Genomic DNA, 17,983 nt, shown 5'->3' on the forward strand with positions numbered 1-17,983 from the left:
GGATCACATCCGGAACCGCAATGAGATTGTCCGCCCACCGCGTTCAATTTGAACCTGAACCCGGCGACCCGGGTCGGTCAGAACCTGAACAACATCTTCTGGCACGTCAATCTTGCCGCCGTTTATAACCTCAAGCACATCCCCTGCACGCAAGCCCGCCCGTGCGCCGTATTGTCCGGGATCGACGACAACAACACCTGTTTGAGACAGCTTCAATCCCAGACGCACAATGACCGCCGGATTGACTCCGGACACTGTAAGCCCTGGCAGCGCGGTATCTTCGCCCAAAGTCGTCTCGTTCGCGGCAGGCGTTTCGGGCGCTCGGATCAATGCAACTTCGATATCAGCACGCTCCTCACCCCTTAGCCGTGTCAGCACGGATTTGCCGCCCACCCCGGCAACCACCATGCGAAACTTCATCTCGGCTGGAGAATTCACCTCATCCCCATCCACATGCGTGACTACATCGCCTACCCGCAAGCCCGCTTCGGCCAGCGGACTAAGCGCATGAAGGTCCGACACCACAACGCCCATCGGGATGACCAATCCTAAAGACTCGGCAATATCCGCGCTCATGTGCTGACCGGCCATACCGGCCCAAGGGCTGACGAAGCTTTCATTCCCTGCCCGCGCCTGACGTAGAAATTCCGCCACCAAATTCGCCGGAATTGCAAATCCAATACCGTTTGACCCTCCCGACCGGGTCAGAATCGAAGTATTGATGCCGATCAAATCCCCATTCACATCGATCAGTGCACCGCCAGAATTACCGGGATTGATCGCCGCATCGGTTTGGATGAAATATCCACGTGCATTACCCGTCGCCGTGCCGGTCCGCGCCAATCCTGAGATTATCCCTGAAGACACAGTTTGCCCGACCCCAAACGGGTTCCCGATCGCAAGCGCCAGTTCACCTACTTCTACATGATCGGAGTCGCGCAGATGCAGAAAAGGTAGCTCGCCCGCCTCCTCTAGCCGCAGGATGGCAATGTCGTTTTCCTTATCGCCCAGCACAACCTTGGCCGAATACTCACGACGGTCCGTGGTCACCACCCGTATCTCTGTGGCTGTCCCAACCACGTGATAATTGGACACGACATAGCCGTCTTCCGACAAAACGACGCCCGATCCGAGCGAGTTCTGAATACGTTGACGGGGCTCCCCAAACCCCCGACCAAAGAAGTCCTGAAAGAACGGGTCTGAGAACAGCGAATTGGTTCGACCTTCCCGTATGATCTTGGCATAGATATTTACCACTGCCGGGGCAGCTTTCCGAACTACCGGGGCAAAACCCAGTCCAATCTCGGCCTGTGATTGGGGCACTCGCGTTTCAGCTGAGGCAATCGCAGCCACCACCATCAGGCATATCACTAGAATACTGCGGATCATGTGACCTCCAATCGGGAATGATCGAAGATATGCGAAGCCCGCGCCATGAATGCAAGAGCCGATGAACTGTGCAATCGCGACTAGCTTAGTCGACACACTGCAGGCATAGGCGTGGCCGATAATTCCCGTATCTGAACCTCAGAACAGAAAAACCTCCGCACGGTTGCCCGAGCGGAGGTTTATTTCAGACCAAATGGTCAGAATTTATTATTCGTCTGCAGCCTCTTCAGCAGCAACGCGGGCTTTGTCAGCCGCGCCTTTGGCGTCGACGTCACGATCAACGAATTCGATGATCGCCATCGGAGCCATGTCACCATAGCGGAAACCCGCTTTCAAGATGCGGACATAACCGCCCTGACGTTCGGCATAGCGGGGGCCAAGAACTTCGAACAGCTTTGCGACATCTTTGTCTTCTTTTAGCTGTGCTGCGGCCTGACGGCGGGCGTGCAGGTCGCCGCGCTTGCCCAGGGTGACCAGCTTTTCGATGATCGGGCGCAGTTCTTTTGCCTTCGGCAGAGTTGTTTTGATTTGCTCATGCTCGATGAGCGAGCCAGCCATGTTCGCAAACAGAGCTTTGCGGTGCTCATGAGTACGGTTCAGGCGGCGGTAACCACGTGCGTGACGCATTTTCTAGTTCCTTCTTTCGCGTTTTGCTTTGTCTGGCCGGCGATGCGTGTCACCGGCTCTCCTTGGGGCGGAAGTGCCCATTTGGTCCCCGGATAGTCCCAATTCGGGCCGGGCATTTGGGAAGACGCGCTTAGAACGCGTCTTCGAATTTCTTCGCCAGATCTTCGATGTTGTCGGGCGGCCAGTCCTCGACATCCATGCCGAGGTGCAGACCCATGCCGGACAGCACTTCCTTGATCTCGTTCAGCGACTTGCGGCCGAAGTTCGGGGTGCGCAGCATCTCGGCTTCGGTTTTCTGGATCAGATCGCCGATATAGACGATGTTGTCGTTCTTCAGGCAGTTTGCCGAACGGACAGACAATTCCAGCTCGTCCACTTTCTTCAGCAGAAGCGGGTTGAACTCCAGACCATCGTCTTCATCCTGGCGGCCAGCCGATTCCGGCTCGTCGAAGTTCACGAAGATTGACAGCTGATCCTGCAGGATGCGTGCGGCGAAGGCCAGCGCATCTTCCGGCGTGATCGAACCGTCGGTGTCGATCTTCAGGGTCAGCTTGTCATAGTCCAGAACCTGACCTTCACGGGTCGGCTGAACGTCATAGGCAACCTTTTTGACCGGCGAATAGATCGCGTCGATCGGGATCAGGCCGATTGGTGCATCTTCGGGCTTGTTCTTCTCAGCCGAGACGTAGCCTTTGCCGGTGTTGACGGTCAGTTCCATGAACAGATCAGCGCCATCGTCGAGGTGGCAGATGACGTGATCGCGGTTCAGAACCTCGATGCCGGCGCTTTCGCTGATGTCACCTGCGGTGACAACGGCAGGGCCTTTGGCATTGATCGACAGGCGCTTGGGGCCTTCAACTTCCATGCGCAGCGACACGCCTTTGAGGTTCAGGATGATGTCGGTGACGTCTTCACGTACGCCTGCGACCGAGGAGAACTCGTGCAGGACGTTGTCGATCTGAACGCTGGTGATGGCCGCGCCTTGCAGCGAGCTCATCAGAACGCGACGCAGCGCGTTGCCCAGAGTCAGTCCAAAGCCACGCTCCAGCGGCTCAGCAACCAGGGTTGCCTGACGCGCGGGGTCGTTGCCCGGCTTGCCGTCAAGCTGGGTCGGCTTGATCAATTCTGCCCAATTCTTATGGATCATGTAATCCCTCCATTCCTGTCCGCGCCCCATGACCAACAAGGTGCAGACGCCCGAGGTTCAAAATGACGTGCTGGGGCCGTGCAAAAACACGGGCCCCAGCCTAATTCAAAATCGCTTAGACGCGACGACGCTTCGGCGGACGGCAGCCGTTGTGAGCGATCGGTGTCACGTCGCGGATCGACGTAATGTTGAAGCCCACTGCAGCCAGCGCGCGCAGAGCCGATTCACGGCCCGAACCGGGGCCCTGAACTTCGACTTCCAGCGTCTTGACGCCATGGTCCTGCGCCTTTTTGCCTGCGTCTTCTGCAGCCATCTGAGCGGCGTAGGGGGTCGATTTCCGCGATCCTTTGAAGCCCATGGTACCGGCAGACGACCACGAAATGGCGTTGCCCTGTACGTCCGAGATCAGGATCTTGGTGTTGTTGAAGGTCGAGTTCACATGGGCAACGCCCGATGCGATGTTCTTGCGCTCTTTGCGCTTGATGCGAGTCTTATCGCGTGCCATCGGTCAGACCCTCCCTTATTTCTTCTTACCGGCAATGGCCTTTGCGGGGCCTTTGCGGGTACGAGCATTGGTGTGGGTACGCTGACCGCGAACCGGCAGGTTGCGGCGGTGACGCAGACCGCGATAGCAGCCCAGGTCCATCAGACGCTTGACGTTCATCTGAACTTCACGACGCAGGTCACCTTCAACGGTGAAGTTCGCATCGATGTGCTCGCGGATGGCCAGAACTTCGGCGTCGGACAGTTCGTTGACGCGACGGTGCGCTTCAATGCCTACGGCTTCGCAGATCGCTTTGGCCGAGGTGTTTCCGATACCAGTGATATATGTGAGGGCGATTGGTACCCGCTTTGCAGTCGGGATGTTTACGCCGGCAATACGTGCCACGTGTCACTTTCCTTTTTGTTGCGGTTCCGTAACTCCGGAACCTTTTTTCACAACACTTGACCGTGGCAGTGACGCCAGAGGGTCCAGTATTATTCGAGGTGGTCGGGGCATTGGGGACGAATCCCCCATGCGATCTTGATTCCCCTTAGGGATGGGGGTCGATATGGGCTTTTGGCGGTGCCGTCAAGCCCATATTAATATCAGCCAAGAACCGCCTCAATCGAAGCGGTGACTTCCTTGATATCCGCCAGCCCATTCACCGGGCGCAGATCGCCTTTGGCGTAGTAATAGCCAATCAGCGGAGATGTCTTCTTATAGTATTCCATCAAGCGCGTGCGCAGGCTGTCTTCGTTGTCGTCCGCACGACGGACGAAGTCATTTTCCTTGCCGCAATTGGTGCATTTGCCATCCGCAGGAATCGGCTTGGTGTTGTCGTTGTAGACCTCACCACATCCGCCGCAGGTTGATCGCGCCGTGATCCGGTCCACCAGCGCGTCATCGTCGACACGCATCTCGATCACCGTATGCAGCGACTGGCCCAGCTTGGTCAGCAGAGCCGACAGCGCATCGGCCTGTGCCAGCGTCCGAGGGAAGCCGTCAAAGATGAAACCGGCGCCTTTTTCGGTGGTCAGTTTCTCTTCGATCAGGCCGATCACGATCTCGTCGGTGACCAGCTTGCCCGCGTCCATGATCGCAGCAACCTTCTGGCCCATTTCTGTGCCCGAGGTTTTGGCCTCGCGCAGCATGTCTCCGGTGCTCAATTGCACCATACCGCGGGTTTCAACCAGGTGACGCGCCTGCGTTCCTTTGCCTGCCCCCGGGGGGCCGAGAAGAATGATGTTCATCGACGAGCAGCTCCCTTTCTGCCGCGTTTCTTGCCTTTGCCGCGCAGTTGGGACTTTTCAATCAGCCCTTCGTATTGATGCGCCAGCAGGTGGCTCTGGACCTGTTGGATGGTGTCCATGGTCACAGAGACGATAATCAGAACCGAGGTGCCGCCGAAATAGAACGGAATGGCAAACTGGCCCCGCAGAATTTCAGGCAACAGACAGACCGCCGCCAGATAGGCCGAACCCAGAACCAGAACGCGGTTGACCACGTATTCCAGATACTCAGAGGTTTTCTTGCCTGGGCGGATGCCGGGTACAAAGCCGTTCTGCTTTTTCAGGTTGTCCGCCACATCGTCGGGTTTGAACGACACGTTGAACGTGTAGAAATAGGCGAAGAACACGATCATCGAAGCGAAAAACAGCAGGTATAGCGGCTGACCGGGACCGAAGTTCGCCAGCAGCCACGACATGACCGGGCCATTTGTAGCACCCGACGAGAAGGTCGAGATCGTTACCGGCAGCAGCAGCAGCGAGCTTGCAAAGATCGCCGGGATCACGCCCGCCGGGTTCACTTTGACCGGCAGATGGCTGGAGCCGCCTTCATAGACTTTCATACCGGCCTGACGGCGCGGGTATTGGATGTGGATCTTACGCAGGGCCCGCTCCATGAACACCACGAATGTGATCACCGCGATGACCATGATGATCACACCCACGATCACGGCAGGGCTGATCGCGCCGCTGCGGCCACTGGCAAAGAACTGCGCCAGAGCAGCCGGAACCTCGGCGATAATGCCGACGAAGATGATCAGAGAGATACCATTGCCGATGCCGCGTGCAGTGATCTGCTCACCTAGCCACATCAGGAACATGGTGCCGCCGACCAGAGTGATCATGGTCGACATACGGAAGAACAGGCCCGGATCAGTGGCCAGATCACCCGATTCCAGCGAAACGGCCAGACCATAAGCCTGAACGGTGGCCAGAGCCACGGTGCCGAAACGGGTGTATTGGTTGATCTTCTTGCGTCCCTGCTCGCCCTCTTTCTTGAGTTGCTCAAGCGCGGGAACCATCGACGTCAGCAGCTGTACGATGATCGAGGCCGAAATGTAGGGCATGATGCCGAGGGCAAAGATACCCATCCGCCCCAGCGCCCCGCCGGTGAACATCGAAATCATGCCGCCGATGCCCTGCCCCGCCTGCTCCATGAACTCGCGTAGGGCTGCACCGTCAATGCCAGGCACCGGAATGAAGGTGCCCAGACGATAGACGATCAGCAATGCAAGCGTGAACAGGATGCGGTTGCGCAGATCGGTGGCTTTACCAAGGGCAGCCCAGCTTGTGTTGGCTGCCATTTGTTCTGCTGCTGATACCATAAATCGGTCTCTCTTATGAAAACACCGCCCGGAACCGTTTTCCGGCTCGGGCGGCGTCTTGGAAAACTCTGTGGTCTATGTAAGCGGGTCTTGACCCGCTCACAAGCGCTTACTCTGCCGCAGCCGCTTTTGTGACCGTAAGTGAGCCGCCCGCTTTCTCAACCGCCTCAACAGCAGCTTTCGAAGCACCGGTTACTTCCAGGTTCACTTTGGCGCTGATCTCGCCTTTGGCCAGAACGCGGACACCGTCCAGCTTGCGACGGACCAGACCGGATGCAACCAGCGCGTCCTCGGTGATCGCAGCTTTGGCGTCCAGCTTGCCGGCGTCGACGAATTTCTGGATCAGGCCCAGATTGATAACGGCGAATTCCTTGCGGTTCGGCTTGTTGAAGCCACGCTTGGGCAGGCGCTGATACAGCGGCATCTGGCCGCCTTCGTAGCCATTGATGGCCACACCCGAACGGGATTTCTGGCCTTTGATACCACGGCCACCCATTTTACCTTTGCCGGAACCGGGACCACGGCCAACGCGGGTGCGTTTCGGTGCGGCGCCTGGGTTGTCGCGCAATTCGTGCAGTTTCATATCGCTTCTCCTTAGCCGGATGTGACCCCCGAAGCGTGATGGGCCAACCACGGCATTTCTTGGTTTTGATTCTCGTGGATGGAAATCCACCGGAGCGCTCTACAGCGTTGCACGCTCAGTTGCAAGTATTGTTCAATCACATCCCCAATACCAAAAGAGGCGCCATATTGGCGCCTCTTCAACGGTGAGTGGTTGGGGTGTTACCCGCAGTAGGCATGCTCGCGCGCGATATCCGCGATATCGCAGCGACGAATACCGATATCATCCAGTTCGCGGTTGGTCAGACGCTGAAGCTCGGTATAGGTGCGGTTGTATTCGGTCGCTCGGGCGCGGTTTTCTTTTACGCGCTCGATAAAGTTCGCAATACGGGTGCTCAGGTTGAAGCCGCCATGTGTCAGTGTAGCTGTATGTGCCATATCTTTATTCCTTTCGAATGTCGGGGCGTATTCCCCGATGTCACTTGATTTGTTCCTTCATTGGACAAGGGGGAGATAGGCGCGCTCGATACCGCTAACAACGCGTGTTTTGGTCTAGCCGGTATGCAAAAACTGAATGGCGGGGTGAGTTTGATACTTATTGCGCAATTTGGCTGCCATTTGTTGCGCTCACAGCACCGGTTCGCATTAACCGTCGTTTACAGACAATGCGAGCTGCGATCTTTGTCCTGCGACCTTAATGTCAGGGCTTGGTTACGAAAATACTGCTCACAATTCGCACCCGTCGAAATGAGATAGAGCCCAGATTGAATATCCTAAATTCGGTCCAATCCTGGGCTTGTATCTTTACCTTACGAGACGCGGCCCATACTCGGCATATTCTTCCCAAATGGGGGTGGTATCACACACTCTCATCTCTGCTTCCGAGGTGCCGGTAATAGAACCCAAAGACTTCATGGTAATGCCTTCGATCTTCTTGGCTCTGGCATGAAAATAGATGTCACCCTCTGTCCAGACTGTTCCACCATAGGAAGAAAAGTTTGCGTTGGCATAAAACCCGCCCATACTGATGACGCTGGCTTCGCCGCCCGGTGCGCAGTCGTCATCCTTGCCCATCTGTAATCCTGAATGCGAATAGACAGATTGTGCAGATGTGTTGGTTGTAGCAATCGTTGCATCCCCCAACACAACGTTCGAGGAAAACTCGATTTTGCAATCGGTTACCATCGAGAAGTTCTCATAAGTACCCGACTTGAACGTAATAGTGCCACCTGAGCATGAATGCTTGTAGGCCTTTCCGGAAGTGATATCTTCAGGGCGTATCTCCATTACAGAAATCGTATCTTCCGCCACTTCGGTAACGGTCGAAGGCGTAAACGCACTGGTGCCTGTCGTCAATTCGTCGATGATCGTAGGAATTTGGCTAAGTGAGGAAAAATCGTACCAACCTTCGGTCCGTGCATGTTCAAGGTTTGCGTTTGTCGCAAAGCCTGAATCAGGAAGACGAAGATCTTCGGCATGAGGCATCGAGACCTTGGCACCCATGATATTTGCATCATAGTTGTCCGGCGTGAAGTAGTTATTCGACCTCAGACTGACATATTGGTTGGAATGCATACAAAAGCCCGGCCCATAGAAGTTCTGAGAATCAACTGTAAGGGGGCCTTGAGCCAAGAGACCTTGATACGAACATGGCTTGAGCTTCATGGCATAGATTGCTTCGCTAGCCACATCAAAGCTGTCAAAACCAATTATAGACAAAATGAAGTTCAGAGTTGGATTGCCTCGGTCCTGCGTCATTCCCGCATAGACGTGCACGGCTTCGGTCGCGACGGGCGATGATACAAAAGTGCGCTTATCAAAATCCCAAGTTCCAAATGTGAAATCGGCTGATCTTACCGCAGTATCCATATTTGTTCTGGGCAACATCTTCGTCAGTACGGCAAGGCCCTCTGCCCTTGCGTCCGTGGCACTCTTGGTCTGACGCGCCAACAACGCCGCATGAGCGGAAGAATCCGCCGCGTTCTGCAGCCTTTGATTATCGGCTTGGCGCTTTTGGAAATCGATCGCTAACCCCCCCAAGACCAGCAATATAATGCAAAAGTACAGAGACAGAATTGTGGCCGATCCGTCTTCGTCACTCAGGAAAAAACTGGCGAGATATTCAGAGAGTTTCATCTCAAAACTCCACGAGATGGTTGCTTGTTACGTCGATCTCAACTCCGCTGAATGTATTGCGTAAAAACTGCATTGGCATCAGATCGACTGCTGGAACTTGCACTGATGCAGTCGCCATCTTGAACGATTTTGACACATCAACAGTGACATTGGCACCTAGGTGCGAGAGCTGGTTCGATAAATCTAGTTCTGCTTCTGCATCGTCGCGGTAAAGACCCAGTGAGTGCTCTCTCGATACCGTTTGGACAACGCGCAAAATTAATGATTCCTGCACAAAAACCATCGAGACATTTAAGGCGAAAATCATCAAGAAAAAGAACATCGGAATCCAGATCATAGCCTCTACAGTGAAAGAGCCAGACTCGCAGTTCCAGAAGTTCGACACGCGCCGCTTCGAGTTAGAAATTATTTTTTCGTGCAGTTTTGACGTTGAACAACTTTTTACACTAGCTACTTCACAAACTGCACCTTGGTTTGCAGTTTCAGCCATTTCTCGGTCCCTTCTCAACAAAGGCTCATTGGTCGAATCGTCTTCAACCCTGACTTGCAGAGAGAGTTTGGCCCAAAGCTATTAAACACCATTTGAACACACCGTTCATATTCAATTAACATTGAGTGTTTTTCGTGCACAATTAACCGTGTTCATCAAAGTTTTCTGCTTAAAACGCTTGATTTCCTAAGGTTATCGAAGTTCCGAGAAATCTCTGTTTTTACTGGTTCGCCCAGAGAATTATTAGTCTGGCGACCTTGGAGCGCACTCAATCCACTTGGCAGGAATTGACCGAGGCGTGCACAGGCAAACAGCGCAGGTGCCGAATGTATTGGCCGTTATTCCTTATCATTCGGAGATTGCCTGGCGATAACGGGAGGCCGTCCAGATATGAAAGCCGCCGCCCACAGGTTCGGTTGTTACACCCTCGAAATGCGGACTGAGCAGGTCGATCTCAGATTTCAGACACAGGCCACGTATCCGCCCGCCCTTGTATTTGCGCATGTCGCGTGAAAGCGAGTCCACTCCGCGCAGATAGATATGCTGCCCCGGTCCGGCCTTGGGCGCATGAACGTGCACCGCGCCACGGGGGAAGTTCCGATTTTCGAGCCTGCAGAAGATAGCCGTCTCACCAGATTCAAAGCTGTCGTTTAATTGCCCAAGGATCTCGGCGATAGGCATACCGTAGTCCCGTGACTTCGATTGCGCCAGAACCTCGACCGGTCGCAGCGGACCACCCAGTGCAACAACAACCAGAACCGCTGCAATGCATCCGATTACAGGGCGTCGGCAGATGTAGAAGATCAACCATGCCGCGCCGACGCACAACAAAGGCAAAATCGTGAGTGTATAGCGGTCATACACGCTGTCTTGGGCAAGGATCATGATCAAAACAAACAGGATCGCGATCGAGGACATGGCTAAATAGGCCGATGTCCTATAGATGAACGGAATCATCAGCAGACCTGCTAGACCGGCCAGCCGTATCACGGGCTCGTCATACAGGATCAGCGTGTCGAAACCGGAGATGGTTCTAGACACGAACTCCAGGTTTTCGGGGATGAAGCGGTTGATCATCTCACCCTCGATCGACCCGCTGAGCCTATCCTGCCCCCAATATTTTGCATGCTGGAAGATCTGCCAGATGAACCCAAGGAAAAATGCAGCGAGAACCGAGTACTGAAAACGTCGATTCCGGGCGATGTCTCGCAGTTTGTCCCCATGGAACCGCGAGGTCAGCGCCACACCAATCAGAGCGATCAGAAGAAACCCCAACGGTGTCGGACCCTTCTGCAAACCGGCCAGAAAAACTGTAATCGGGAATGTCGGCCAATAGCGTGGGTTCTTGAGCGACAAGAACAACGACAATACACCAAGCGTTACAAAAAAAACCGCACCCGCATCCAGCATCGCCGAGGTTGAATATTGCCAGAATTGATCGGATGTGGACAACAGCAACACCGAGATCGGCATCAGCCAAACTTGACGCGGAAACATAACATACGCGAGCGCTGCGGTGGCTATCATCGCTCCGGCTGCAAAGATCAGAGAGGGTATGCGCAGCGCGATCAGATCGGTCAGACCTGCCTGGATCAGGCCCGCGGACATCCAATATTGCAGGGGCGGCTTTTCGAGTGAGGGTTTGCCAAGGCTGTAAACTGTAAACCAGTCCTGAAACGCCGCAAAACCCAGGGTTCGGTCATGGGTATAAAACTCGTCATAGCGCCAAAGATCCCCGCCGCCGAGGTTCTGCGCGTGCCAGTACGCCGCGGTGATGACGATGCAGATACAGGCCAGCACCGCATAGCCAAACCCGTTTTGAAATTTACTGCTCTTGAGCTCAATCTGCGTCATTTTTTCAAAATCAATGTTGCTTTTGGGATTCACGGGTCTCTGCGCCAGTTCAGCACAACCCATGGGATTGATGATACGAAAAACCCAGAACCAGTTCGATGGTTAGGTGGCCGGAATATAAAAAACGCCCCCGATCCGGTCGGGGGCGTTCTTATTCTACAACGAAATCGCGCTTAGCCGCGCTCTTCGATGATCTCAACCAGATGCGGGATCTTGTTGACCATGCCGCGGACCGAAGGTGTGTCTTCCAGCTCGCGGGTTTTGTGCATTTTGTTCAGGCCCAGACCGATCAGGGTTGCGCGCTGTTCGGCGGGGCGGCGGATCGGGGAGCCGATCTGCTTGACGACGATGGTTTTTGCCATGGGTCGCTCTCCTTATGCTTCTGCTTCAGCAGCAGCTGGTGCTTCTTCCCGCTTGGGCAGGATGTCAGCAACCTTTTTGCCACGACGTGCGGCAACCGAACGCGGGCTCTGCTCTTTCTGCAGGCCGTTGATGGTGGCACGGATCATGTTGTACGGGTTCTGCGAGCCCAGCGACTTGGACACAACGTCCTTGACGCCCAGCATTTCGAACACAGCACGCATCGGACCACCGGCGATGATACCAGTACCTTCAGGTGCGGTGCGCATAACCACTTTACCGGCGCCGTGGCGACCCTCGATGTCGTGGTGCAGGGTACGACCTTCGCGCAGTTGCACGCGGATCATCTGACGCTTGGCTTGTTCGGTCGCCTTACGGATGGCCTCAGGTACCTCTTTCGCTTTACCTTTGCCAAAGCCGACGCGGCCTTTCTGATCGCCGACAACCACTAGAGCGGCGAAGCCAAAGCGCTTACCACCTTTTACGGTTTTCGACACGCGGTTGATTGCGACCAGACGATCTGCAAATTCCGGTGCTTCTTCACGGTCGCGGCCACGGCCCCGACGGTTTTCACGTTCTGCCATTTGGCATCCCTTTTCTCATGTGGCGCTTACGGCGCCGTTTTCTTCAATCCAAGTGAGCCCCGACTGTCGCCGAGGCCCCCGGATCATCGGGGCGGATCGAAACCCGCCCACAGGTCTTAGATCTTCAGACCACCTTCACGCGCGGCGTCGGCAACTGCCTTCACCTTGCCGTGGAACAGGAAGCCACCACGATCGAAATAGGCCTCTTCGACGCCTGCCTTCTTGGCACGCTCGGCGATGGCCGCGCCCACTTTGGTGGCCGCTTCGACGTTGTTCTTGCCAACAACACCCAGATCTTTTTCCAGAGTCGAGGCCGACGCCAGGGTCACGCCACGTACGTCGTCGATCAGCTGAACAGAGATGTTCTTGTTCGAACGGTGTACGGACAAACGCGGACGACCCGCGTTGACCTTGCGAAGTTTGTTCCGAACGCGCAGGCGGCGCTTCAGAAACAGGGTTCTTTTGCTGTTTGCCATTGTTTGCGTCCTTACTTCTTCTTGCCTTCCTTGCGGAAGATGAACTCGCCCTTGTAGCGGATGCCCTTGCCTTTGTAAGGCTCGGGACGGCGCCACTCGCGGATTTTGGCCGCGGTTTCGCCCACCAGCTGCTGGTCGATACCTTCCACAACGATTTCGGTCTGCTTCGGTGCAGTGATGGTGACACCTTCCGGAGCAGTGAAATCAACATCGTGGCTGTAGCCCAGGTTCAGCTTCAGGGTGTTGCCCTGCATCTGAGCCCGGTAACCAACACCCTGGATCTCCAGCTCTTTTTTGAAGCCCTGAGTTACACCAGTTACCAGGTTGGCAACCATGGTGCGGCTCATGCCCCACTGCTGGCGGGCACGCTTGGACATGCCACGGGGGTCGATCTTGACCACATTGTCTTCAACCGACAGCGTCACGTCGTCGGTGGCGGTGAAGCTGCGGGTGCCTTTCGGACCTTTGACTTCGATGGTCTGGCCAGACACAGAGGCGGTAACGCCGCTGGGCAGCTCGACCGGTTTTTTACCAATACGAGACATTGCAGACCTCCTTAGAAGACGGTGCAGAGCACTTCGCCACCAACATTGTTGGAGCGAGCGTTTGCGTCCGACATCACACCTTTCGGAGTGCTGACAATCGACACACCCAGACCCTGACGGACCTGCGGGATGTCATTGACGCCCATGTATACGCGACGACCGGGCTTCGAGACCCGCTTCAGTTCGCGAATAACAGGGGTGCCTTCGTAGTACTTCAGGCTGATTTCGATGGCCGGATGACCGTTTTCACCGGTCGTGTTTTCGTAGCCACGGATGTAACCTTCGTCCGCCAGCACGTCCAGAACCCAACCGCGCAGCTTGGAAGCCGGGGTGGAAACGGTGGACTTGCCGCGCATTTGCGCGTTGCGGATACGGGTGAGCATATCGCCGATAGGATCATTCATATCTATGTCTCCCTTACCAGCTCGATTTCACCATGCCGGGGATCTGACCAGCAGAACCCAGCTCGCGCAGCGCGATACGGCTGACCTTCAGCTTACGGTAGTAAGCGTGGGGACGACCGGTCAGCTGACAACGGTTGTGCAGACGGGTAGCCGAGCTGTTGCGCGGCAGTTTCGCCAGTTTCAGACGCGCTTTGAAACGCTCTTCCATCGGCTTGCTCTCGTCATTCGCGATTTCTTTCAGCTCGGCACGCTTTGCGGCATATTTGGCCACCAGGCGTTCGCGCTTCTTCTCGCGTTCGATCATTGCTTTTTTAGCCATGTCTCAATCCTCCCGGCGCTTACGCGTTGAACGGCATGTTGAATGCTTTCAACAATGCCTTTGCTTCAGCGTCGGTTTTCGCTGTGGTGGCAATTACGATATCCAGGCCCCAGACCTCGTCGACCTTGTCGAAGTCGATTTCCGGGAACACGATGTGCTCTTTCATGCCCATGGCAAAGTTGCCACGACCATCGAAAGACGGCTTCACACCGCGGAAGTCACGAACGCGAGGCATCGCGATGGTGATCAGACGATCCAGGAATTCGTACATCCGGTCGCCGCGCAGGGTCACTTTCGCACCCAGCGGCATGTCTTCACGGACGCGGAAACCCGCGATCGACTTCTTCGCCTTGGTTGCAACGGCCTTCTGGCCAGCAATCGCAGTCAGATCTTCGACAGCAGCTTTCGCTTTTTTCGAGTCTTTGACGGCCTCAGCACCACAACCGATGTTCAGAACGATTTTTTCCAGCTTGGGCAGCTGCATGTCGTTCTTGTAGCCGAACTCTTCTTTCAGAGCGGCACGGATGGTTTCGGCGTACTGAGCTTTCAGACGCGGGGTGTAGGTTGCGTTATCAAGCATCGATCACGTCCCCTGTGGTCTTGGCGAAGCGCACCTTCTTGTCGCCTTCCATGCGGAAGCCAACGCGGGTTGCTTTGCCGTTTTTGTCCAGCAGTGCCAGGTTCGACAGCTCGATCGGGTTTGCCTGAGGCAGGCGACCACCTTGCGAGGTTTGCGACTGACGGGTGTGGCGGATGGCGATGTTGATGCCATCGACAACAGCTTTACCGGCTTTCGGGTCAACCGAGGAAATGGTTCCCTCTTTGCCCTTGTCCTTGCCGGCCAGCACGACGACCTTGTCGCCTTTGCGGAGTTTAGCAGCCATGATTACAGCACCTCCGGAGCCAGCGAGATGATTTTCATGAAGTTCTTGCCGCGCAGTTCACGAACAACGGGGCCAAAGATACGGGTACCGACTGGCTCGTTGTTGTTGTTCAGGATGACGGCGGCGTTGCGATCGAAACGGATCGCGGTGCCGTCTTCGCGACGGACTTCTTTGGCGGTGCGTACGACGACGGCCTTACGGACGTCACCTTTCTTTACGCGGCCGCGCGGGATGGCTTCCTTCACCGAGACGACAATGATGTCGCCGACGGAGGCGTATTTACGCTTGGAACCACCCAGGACCTTGATGCACTGAACTCGGCGTGCGCCGGAGTTGTCAGCGACATCCAGATTGGTCTGCATCTGGATCATGTGGTTTCTCCCGACCTGTGGGGGCTGGTCTTGTTAAATCCCCCAGGGTTTCGACAAATGGAAAAATCCCGGAAGCTTACGCTTCCAGAACTTCCCAACGTTTCGTCTTCGATTTCGGTGCGCATTCGATGATGCGAACTGAGTCACCGACCTTGAAGGCGTTCTTTTCATCGTGAGCCCGGTATTTCTTGGACTTACGGATGGTTTTCTTCAGAACCGGATGCGTAAAGCGGCGCTCGACGGATACAGTTACGGTCTGTTCGTTGGCGTCGCTGGTCACGGTGCCTTGCAGGATACGCTTGGGCATCTGATTACTCCTCGGATGCCGCAGCAGCGGCCTTTTCGTTCAGAATGGTTTTAACACGGGCAGCATTGCGGCGGGCCGCTTTGATACCGGCTGTGTTTTCCAGCTGACCGGTTGCCTGTTGAAAGCGCAGGTTAAAGCTTTCTTTCTTCAGGTTGGCCAGTTCCTCGCGGAGCTGGTCCGGGGTCTTGTCACGCAGTTCTTGGGCGTTCATCGCCTTTTTCCTTTGCTCAAAACACCAGAAGGCCCCGTACACGGGTCACCTTTGACCTGGTGGATGAATGATAGACATGCGAATCGCCCGACAACGCCGGGAGATCGCAGGATGCCGCCGTATAAGGGTTTGGAGGGTGGGTGGCAAGAGGAAGTTTACGACAACAGAGGCTTTGTCCTAACGGATTCTTGGGCGATCACATTTGCCCAACGGGCTCCTGAATTCAAGAGGTTCACTCCCGGCGATCGAAAGCTCCACTTCAGAGAACCATCCAGTCGCTCGCAACCTCCGAATAAAGTGATCACGATGTCCAAGAAAACGATCCAGATTTCGTTCTGGGTCAAACGCGGTGGGCGCTTTGATCAATCCAACAAGGAATACGACTTCCGAGAGCTTCAAACTTTCCGGGTCTTTGCCAAAATACAAGTTGGAAGCATCCGATAACCAGAAACAGTTACGCCCCCAGTAACGCGAGTTCACGTACCAGTTCAGGATTTCTTCTCTGGGGAGCGTACTGGAAATCTCAAAAGCAGTTGCCAACACTCCCCACCGTCCGACATCCCGGATGAAATGAACACGATTAGATACTTCTAGGGTAGTTTTGGAGTATTGGGGCAACTCGGTTTGTAGAAAGTCAGGGTCATGGATGCCCATGTAAACGTGCTGAAAAAGTGATGGAACCTTTTGCCTCGCATCATTGTCTTTATGATAGCGGTCATAGATTGCTTGTGAACTGGAAACGCCTGTCGTACTCGGTTGGCCTCTGCTCGCTCCTGAAAACACAAGACTTAAGAAAATCGCGAGAGCGTATACGGTTTTGAAACTCATAGCAGAAATGAAGAATAGCCTCACTGTCAAATCTTGATTTCGCATTTTGGGCATGCACGCTTAATTTAGTCACTCCCACTTATAATTAAAACTCACCGATATCCGCTCATCCTCGGACATGTTCATCGGCACCTCGTGACGCAACCAGCTTTCCCAAAGCAGGACGTCGCCCACCTGCGGCTTCATATAGATGAACGGCTGCAAATCGCGCCGCCCGCCCTTGATTCTCGTCGGTGCAGCCATCATGCGGCCTGAGCGGGGGTCTTCCAGCTTCAGCGCACTCGCCCCTTCGGGCATCGCCACATAGGTGGTACCTGAAATGACGCTGTGGGGGTGCAGATGGCTGGAGTGCATGCCGCCTTCGGGCAGGATGTTGATCCAGAGGTCTTCCAACTTAAGCTCTCCCTCGCCCAGATCGAACTCCAGATCCTTGGCAAAGGCGGCGACGTGCTGATCCAGCGCCGTAACCAGATCAGCGAAGATCGGAAAGCGCCAAGGCAGATCGGTCAGCGAGGCATAACTGGTGTAACCGGGATAGCCGTTTTCCTCGCACCATTCCTGCCCGGCCTCATCATCTTCGGCGATGACAAGGCAAGAGCTTTCCAGTTCCTCAGCGTCGATCTTGGGATCGAACTCGGACAGGGACGCGCGGTAGAGACGGGTAACGAAGAGTGATTCAATCTGTGCCATGGGCCGGGAATACCCCAGCCCTTTCGGCAAGACCAGACGCTTAGCTTTTGATGGGCCCTTTGCCACAGCGCGGGATCGGACGACCGCCATCGGCATAGGCGAGGCACAGCACGATCTCATCCGGTTTCGGCGCGTCTGGAACGTTTAGCGTCATCGTGTCGAAATGATCGAACGACCACGGATTGTCCTTGTGCCCCAGCGGCAGATCAATCGCGCAACCCGGCGCGCCCAGCTTGGCGTTCGAGGGGATCACCGCCTCACCACCGCCGACCGCCGCGCGCATGGGTGCGCCGAGCTTGGGGTGGATCACCGCCCCGCCCTGCTCGAGGTCGCCGTTCATGCCGACGATCGCTGCCTTGCCATATGACACCGGCGCACCGTCCATTTGCGAGAGCGCATCAGCCGCAAGATCATGGCCCAGAAGGGCTCCGATCTCAAACAGCTCGGAAAGATCATCCGAGAAGCGTCCGGCCAGAGGGTTCTGTATCACCGCTAACGCGGCAACCCGACTGATCGGCTCACATGGCTGGCCCAGCTGGTCGGTGGTTATGACTTCTTTGATGAACATCTTTTTGCGTAGCTGCACCATATGCCCCCCTCATTCCTATTGGGCAGCCTAAGGGCCTCGCGGGTTGAGGTCGACTTTTTTCGCGACCTGCATCATCAAAAGCGGTCGAGCCAAAAGAAATCCCCCGCCGGTGTCCC

General features: G+C 55.4%; 26 protein-coding genes. All 26 read right to left on the reverse strand.

Annotated features, from left to right (window positions below):
* Nucleotides 1–3: 3 nt before the first annotated feature.
* The 26 genes from ACR0JR_RS16965 to ACR0JR_RS17090 all read right to left on the reverse strand — a co-directional run bounded on the left by ACR0JR_RS16965 (nucleotide 4) and on the right by ACR0JR_RS17090 (nucleotide 17,867).
* Nucleotides 4–1,389, reverse strand: a complete 1,386-nt coding sequence (locus tag ACR0JR_RS16965; RefSeq protein WP_480457143.1) for a trypsin-like peptidase domain-containing protein — start codon at nucleotides 1,387–1,389, stop codon at nucleotides 4–6.
* A gap of 207 nt (nucleotides 1,390–1,596) precedes the next feature.
* Nucleotides 1,597–2,016 carry a 50S ribosomal protein L17 gene (rplQ, locus tag ACR0JR_RS16970; RefSeq protein ID WP_170478231.1) on the reverse strand — a complete coding sequence of 140 codons (420 nt, stop codon included), beginning with the start codon at nucleotides 2,014–2,016 and terminating at the stop codon, nucleotides 1,597–1,599.
* A gap of 130 nt (nucleotides 2,017–2,146) precedes the next feature.
* Nucleotides 2,147–3,163: a DNA-directed RNA polymerase subunit alpha gene (locus ACR0JR_RS16975; RefSeq protein WP_010437127.1), complete on the reverse strand. Its 1,017-nt coding sequence runs from the start codon at nucleotides 3,161–3,163 to the stop codon at nucleotides 2,147–2,149.
* 115 nt (nucleotides 3,164–3,278) lie between these two features.
* On the reverse strand, nucleotides 3,279–3,668 hold the full coding sequence (gene rpsK / locus ACR0JR_RS16980; protein ID WP_010437126.1) for a 30S ribosomal protein S11: 390 nt from the start codon (nucleotides 3,666–3,668) through the stop codon (nucleotides 3,279–3,281).
* Nucleotides 3,669–3,683: 15 nt separating this feature from the next.
* Nucleotides 3,684–4,052: a 30S ribosomal protein S13 gene (rpsM, locus tag ACR0JR_RS16985; protein ID WP_008757392.1), complete on the reverse strand. Its 369-nt coding sequence runs from the start codon at nucleotides 4,050–4,052 to the stop codon at nucleotides 3,684–3,686.
* Between the two features lie 200 nt (nucleotides 4,053–4,252).
* A complete protein-coding gene (locus tag ACR0JR_RS16990) occupies nucleotides 4,253–4,897 on the reverse strand; it encodes an adenylate kinase (RefSeq protein ID WP_170424551.1) in 645 nt (214 codons plus the stop codon).
* Nucleotides 4,894–6,258, reverse strand: a complete 1,365-nt coding sequence (gene secY, locus ACR0JR_RS16995) for a preprotein translocase subunit SecY (RefSeq protein WP_010437121.1) — start codon at nucleotides 6,256–6,258, stop codon at nucleotides 4,894–4,896. The genes ACR0JR_RS16990 and secY overlap by 4 nt, the downstream gene beginning before the upstream one ends.
* 109 nt (nucleotides 6,259–6,367) lie before the next feature.
* A complete protein-coding gene (gene rplO / locus ACR0JR_RS17000; RefSeq protein ID WP_010437119.1) occupies nucleotides 6,368–6,841 on the reverse strand; it encodes a 50S ribosomal protein L15 in 474 nt (157 codons plus the stop codon).
* A gap of 200 nt (nucleotides 6,842–7,041) precedes the next feature.
* Entirely contained in the window at nucleotides 7,042–7,257 is a 216-nt protein-coding gene (locus ACR0JR_RS17005) for a DUF1127 domain-containing protein (RefSeq protein ID WP_010437116.1), read from the reverse strand.
* Nucleotides 7,258–7,623: 366 nt separating this feature from the next.
* Nucleotides 7,624–8,955: a TadE/TadG family type IV pilus assembly protein gene (locus ACR0JR_RS17010; RefSeq protein ID WP_480457144.1), complete on the reverse strand. Its 1,332-nt coding sequence runs from the start codon at nucleotides 8,953–8,955 to the stop codon at nucleotides 7,624–7,626.
* 1 nt (nucleotide 8,956) lies between these two features.
* A complete protein-coding gene (locus tag ACR0JR_RS17015; RefSeq protein WP_480457145.1) occupies nucleotides 8,957–9,445 on the reverse strand; it encodes a TadE/TadG family type IV pilus assembly protein in 489 nt (162 codons plus the stop codon).
* A gap of 348 nt (nucleotides 9,446–9,793) precedes the next feature.
* Complete coding sequence (locus ACR0JR_RS17020; protein WP_480457146.1) at nucleotides 9,794–11,299, reverse strand: ArnT family glycosyltransferase; 1,506 nt, start codon at nucleotides 11,297–11,299, stop codon at nucleotides 9,794–9,796.
* A gap of 173 nt (nucleotides 11,300–11,472) precedes the next feature.
* Nucleotides 11,473–11,661: a 50S ribosomal protein L30 gene (rpmD, locus tag ACR0JR_RS17025; RefSeq protein ID WP_008757946.1), complete on the reverse strand. Its 189-nt coding sequence runs from the start codon at nucleotides 11,659–11,661 to the stop codon at nucleotides 11,473–11,475.
* A 12-nt stretch (nucleotides 11,662–11,673) separates the two neighbouring features.
* A complete protein-coding gene (gene rpsE / locus ACR0JR_RS17030) occupies nucleotides 11,674–12,243 on the reverse strand; it encodes a 30S ribosomal protein S5 (RefSeq protein ID WP_010437107.1) in 570 nt (189 codons plus the stop codon).
* 116 nt (nucleotides 12,244–12,359) lie between these two features.
* Entirely contained in the window at nucleotides 12,360–12,719 is a 360-nt protein-coding gene (gene rplR / locus ACR0JR_RS17035) for a 50S ribosomal protein L18 (protein WP_010437103.1), read from the reverse strand.
* A gap of 11 nt (nucleotides 12,720–12,730) precedes the next feature.
* Nucleotides 12,731–13,264, reverse strand: a complete 534-nt coding sequence (gene rplF, locus ACR0JR_RS17040; protein ID WP_155148689.1) for a 50S ribosomal protein L6 — start codon at nucleotides 13,262–13,264, stop codon at nucleotides 12,731–12,733.
* Nucleotides 13,265–13,275: 11 nt separating this feature from the next.
* On the reverse strand, nucleotides 13,276–13,668 hold the full coding sequence (gene rpsH, locus ACR0JR_RS17045; protein ID WP_155148687.1) for a 30S ribosomal protein S8: 393 nt from the start codon (nucleotides 13,666–13,668) through the stop codon (nucleotides 13,276–13,278).
* Nucleotides 13,669–13,681: 13 nt separating this feature from the next.
* Complete coding sequence (gene rpsN / locus ACR0JR_RS17050) at nucleotides 13,682–13,987, reverse strand: 30S ribosomal protein S14 (protein WP_010437098.1); 306 nt, start codon at nucleotides 13,985–13,987, stop codon at nucleotides 13,682–13,684.
* 19 nt (nucleotides 13,988–14,006) lie between these two features.
* Nucleotides 14,007–14,567, reverse strand: a complete 561-nt coding sequence (gene rplE, locus ACR0JR_RS17055) for a 50S ribosomal protein L5 (protein WP_170392897.1) — start codon at nucleotides 14,565–14,567, stop codon at nucleotides 14,007–14,009.
* Complete coding sequence (rplX, locus tag ACR0JR_RS17060) at nucleotides 14,560–14,871, reverse strand: 50S ribosomal protein L24 (protein ID WP_171092002.1); 312 nt, start codon at nucleotides 14,869–14,871, stop codon at nucleotides 14,560–14,562. The genes rplE and rplX overlap by 8 nt, the downstream gene beginning before the upstream one ends.
* 2 nt (nucleotides 14,872–14,873) lie before the next feature.
* Nucleotides 14,874–15,242: a 50S ribosomal protein L14 gene (rplN, locus tag ACR0JR_RS17065; protein ID WP_008757934.1), complete on the reverse strand. Its 369-nt coding sequence runs from the start codon at nucleotides 15,240–15,242 to the stop codon at nucleotides 14,874–14,876.
* Between the two features lie 76 nt (nucleotides 15,243–15,318).
* Entirely contained in the window at nucleotides 15,319–15,549 is a 231-nt protein-coding gene (gene rpsQ / locus ACR0JR_RS17070) for a 30S ribosomal protein S17 (protein ID WP_010437084.1), read from the reverse strand.
* 4 nt (nucleotides 15,550–15,553) lie between these two features.
* Nucleotides 15,554–15,760: a 50S ribosomal protein L29 gene (rpmC, locus tag ACR0JR_RS17075; RefSeq protein WP_010437082.1), complete on the reverse strand. Its 207-nt coding sequence runs from the start codon at nucleotides 15,758–15,760 to the stop codon at nucleotides 15,554–15,556.
* A 177-nt stretch (nucleotides 15,761–15,937) separates the two neighbouring features.
* The gene (locus ACR0JR_RS17080) at nucleotides 15,938–16,588 is read right to left on the reverse strand and encodes a transglycosylase domain-containing protein (RefSeq protein ID WP_480457148.1); all 651 of its coding nucleotides are present in this window, start codon (nucleotides 16,586–16,588) and stop codon (nucleotides 15,938–15,940) included.
* A 69-nt stretch (nucleotides 16,589–16,657) separates the two neighbouring features.
* On the reverse strand, nucleotides 16,658–17,278 hold the full coding sequence (locus ACR0JR_RS17085; protein WP_480457149.1) for a 2OG-Fe(II) oxygenase family protein: 621 nt from the start codon (nucleotides 17,276–17,278) through the stop codon (nucleotides 16,658–16,660).
* Nucleotides 17,279–17,318: 40 nt separating this feature from the next.
* Nucleotides 17,319–17,867: an amino acid synthesis family protein gene (locus ACR0JR_RS17090; protein WP_480457150.1), complete on the reverse strand. Its 549-nt coding sequence runs from the start codon at nucleotides 17,865–17,867 to the stop codon at nucleotides 17,319–17,321.
* Nucleotides 17,868–17,983: the final 116 nt, after the last annotated feature.

It is taken from the genome of Ruegeria sp. AA3, from assembly GCF_056542905.1.

Excerpts from the sequence above, each read along its gene's own strand:
- ACR0JR_RS17020 (WP_480457146.1), bottom strand. The coding sequence starts at position 11,299 with ATGACGCAGATTGAGCTCAAGAGCAGTAAATTTCAAAACGGGTTTGGC.
- ACR0JR_RS17085 (WP_480457149.1), bottom strand. The coding sequence starts at position 17,278 with ATGGCACAGATTGAATCACTCTTCGTTACCCGTCTCTACCGCGCGTCC.
- rplE (WP_170392897.1), bottom strand. The coding sequence starts at position 14,567 with ATGCTTGATAACGCAACCTACACCCCGCGTCTGAAAGCTCAGTACGCC.
- ACR0JR_RS16975 (WP_010437127.1), bottom strand. The coding sequence starts at position 3,163 with ATGATCCATAAGAATTGGGCAGAATTGATCAAGCCGACCCAGCTTGAC.
- ACR0JR_RS16990 (WP_170424551.1), bottom strand. The coding sequence starts at position 4,897 with ATGAACATCATTCTTCTCGGCCCCCCGGGGGCAGGCAAAGGAACGCAG.
- ACR0JR_RS16965 (WP_480457143.1), bottom strand. The coding sequence starts at position 1,389 with ATGATCCGCAGTATTCTAGTGATATGCCTGATGGTGGTGGCTGCGATT.
- rpsH (WP_155148687.1), bottom strand. The coding sequence starts at position 13,668 with ATGAATGATCCTATCGGCGATATGCTCACCCGTATCCGCAACGCGCAA.
- rplF (WP_155148689.1), bottom strand. The coding sequence starts at position 13,264 with ATGTCTCGTATTGGTAAAAAACCGGTCGAGCTGCCCAGCGGCGTTACC.
- rpmC (WP_010437082.1), bottom strand. The coding sequence starts at position 15,760 with ATGAACGCCCAAGAACTGCGTGACAAGACCCCGGACCAGCTCCGCGAG.
- rplR (WP_010437103.1), bottom strand. The coding sequence starts at position 12,719 with ATGGCAAACAGCAAAAGAACCCTGTTTCTGAAGCGCCGCCTGCGCGTT.
- rplN (WP_008757934.1), bottom strand. The coding sequence starts at position 15,242 with ATGATCCAGATGCAGACCAATCTGGATGTCGCTGACAACTCCGGCGCA.
- ACR0JR_RS17010 (WP_480457144.1), bottom strand. The coding sequence starts at position 8,955 with ATGAAACTCTCTGAATATCTCGCCAGTTTTTTCCTGAGTGACGAAGAC.
- rpsQ (WP_010437084.1), bottom strand. The coding sequence starts at position 15,549 with ATGCCCAAGCGTATCCTGCAAGGCACCGTGACCAGCGACGCCAACGAA.
- rpsE (WP_010437107.1), bottom strand. The coding sequence starts at position 12,243 with ATGGCAGAACGTGAAAACCGTCGGGGCCGTGGCCGCGACCGTGAAGAA.
- rpmD (WP_008757946.1), bottom strand. The coding sequence starts at position 11,661 with ATGGCAAAAACCATCGTCGTCAAGCAGATCGGCTCCCCGATCCGCCGC.
- rplQ (WP_170478231.1), bottom strand. The coding sequence starts at position 2,016 with ATGCGTCACGCACGTGGTTACCGCCGCCTGAACCGTACTCATGAGCAC.
- ACR0JR_RS17005 (WP_010437116.1), bottom strand. The coding sequence starts at position 7,257 with ATGGCACATACAGCTACACTGACACATGGCGGCTTCAACCTGAGCACC.
- rpsK (WP_010437126.1), bottom strand. The coding sequence starts at position 3,668 with ATGGCACGCGATAAGACTCGCATCAAGCGCAAAGAGCGCAAGAACATC.
- ACR0JR_RS17080 (WP_480457148.1), bottom strand. The coding sequence starts at position 16,588 with ATGAGTTTCAAAACCGTATACGCTCTCGCGATTTTCTTAAGTCTTGTG.
- rplX (WP_171092002.1), bottom strand. The coding sequence starts at position 14,871 with ATGGCTGCTAAACTCCGCAAAGGCGACAAGGTCGTCGTGCTGGCCGGC.
- rplO (WP_010437119.1), bottom strand. The coding sequence starts at position 6,841 with ATGAAACTGCACGAATTGCGCGACAACCCAGGCGCCGCACCGAAACGC.
- ACR0JR_RS17090 (WP_480457150.1), bottom strand. The coding sequence starts at position 17,867 with ATGGTGCAGCTACGCAAAAAGATGTTCATCAAAGAAGTCATAACCACC.
- ACR0JR_RS17015 (WP_480457145.1), bottom strand. The coding sequence starts at position 9,445 with ATGGCTGAAACTGCAAACCAAGGTGCAGTTTGTGAAGTAGCTAGTGTA.
- secY (WP_010437121.1), bottom strand. The coding sequence starts at position 6,258 with ATGGTATCAGCAGCAGAACAAATGGCAGCCAACACAAGCTGGGCTGCC.
- rpsN (WP_010437098.1), bottom strand. The coding sequence starts at position 13,987 with ATGGCTAAAAAAGCAATGATCGAACGCGAGAAGAAGCGCGAACGCCTG.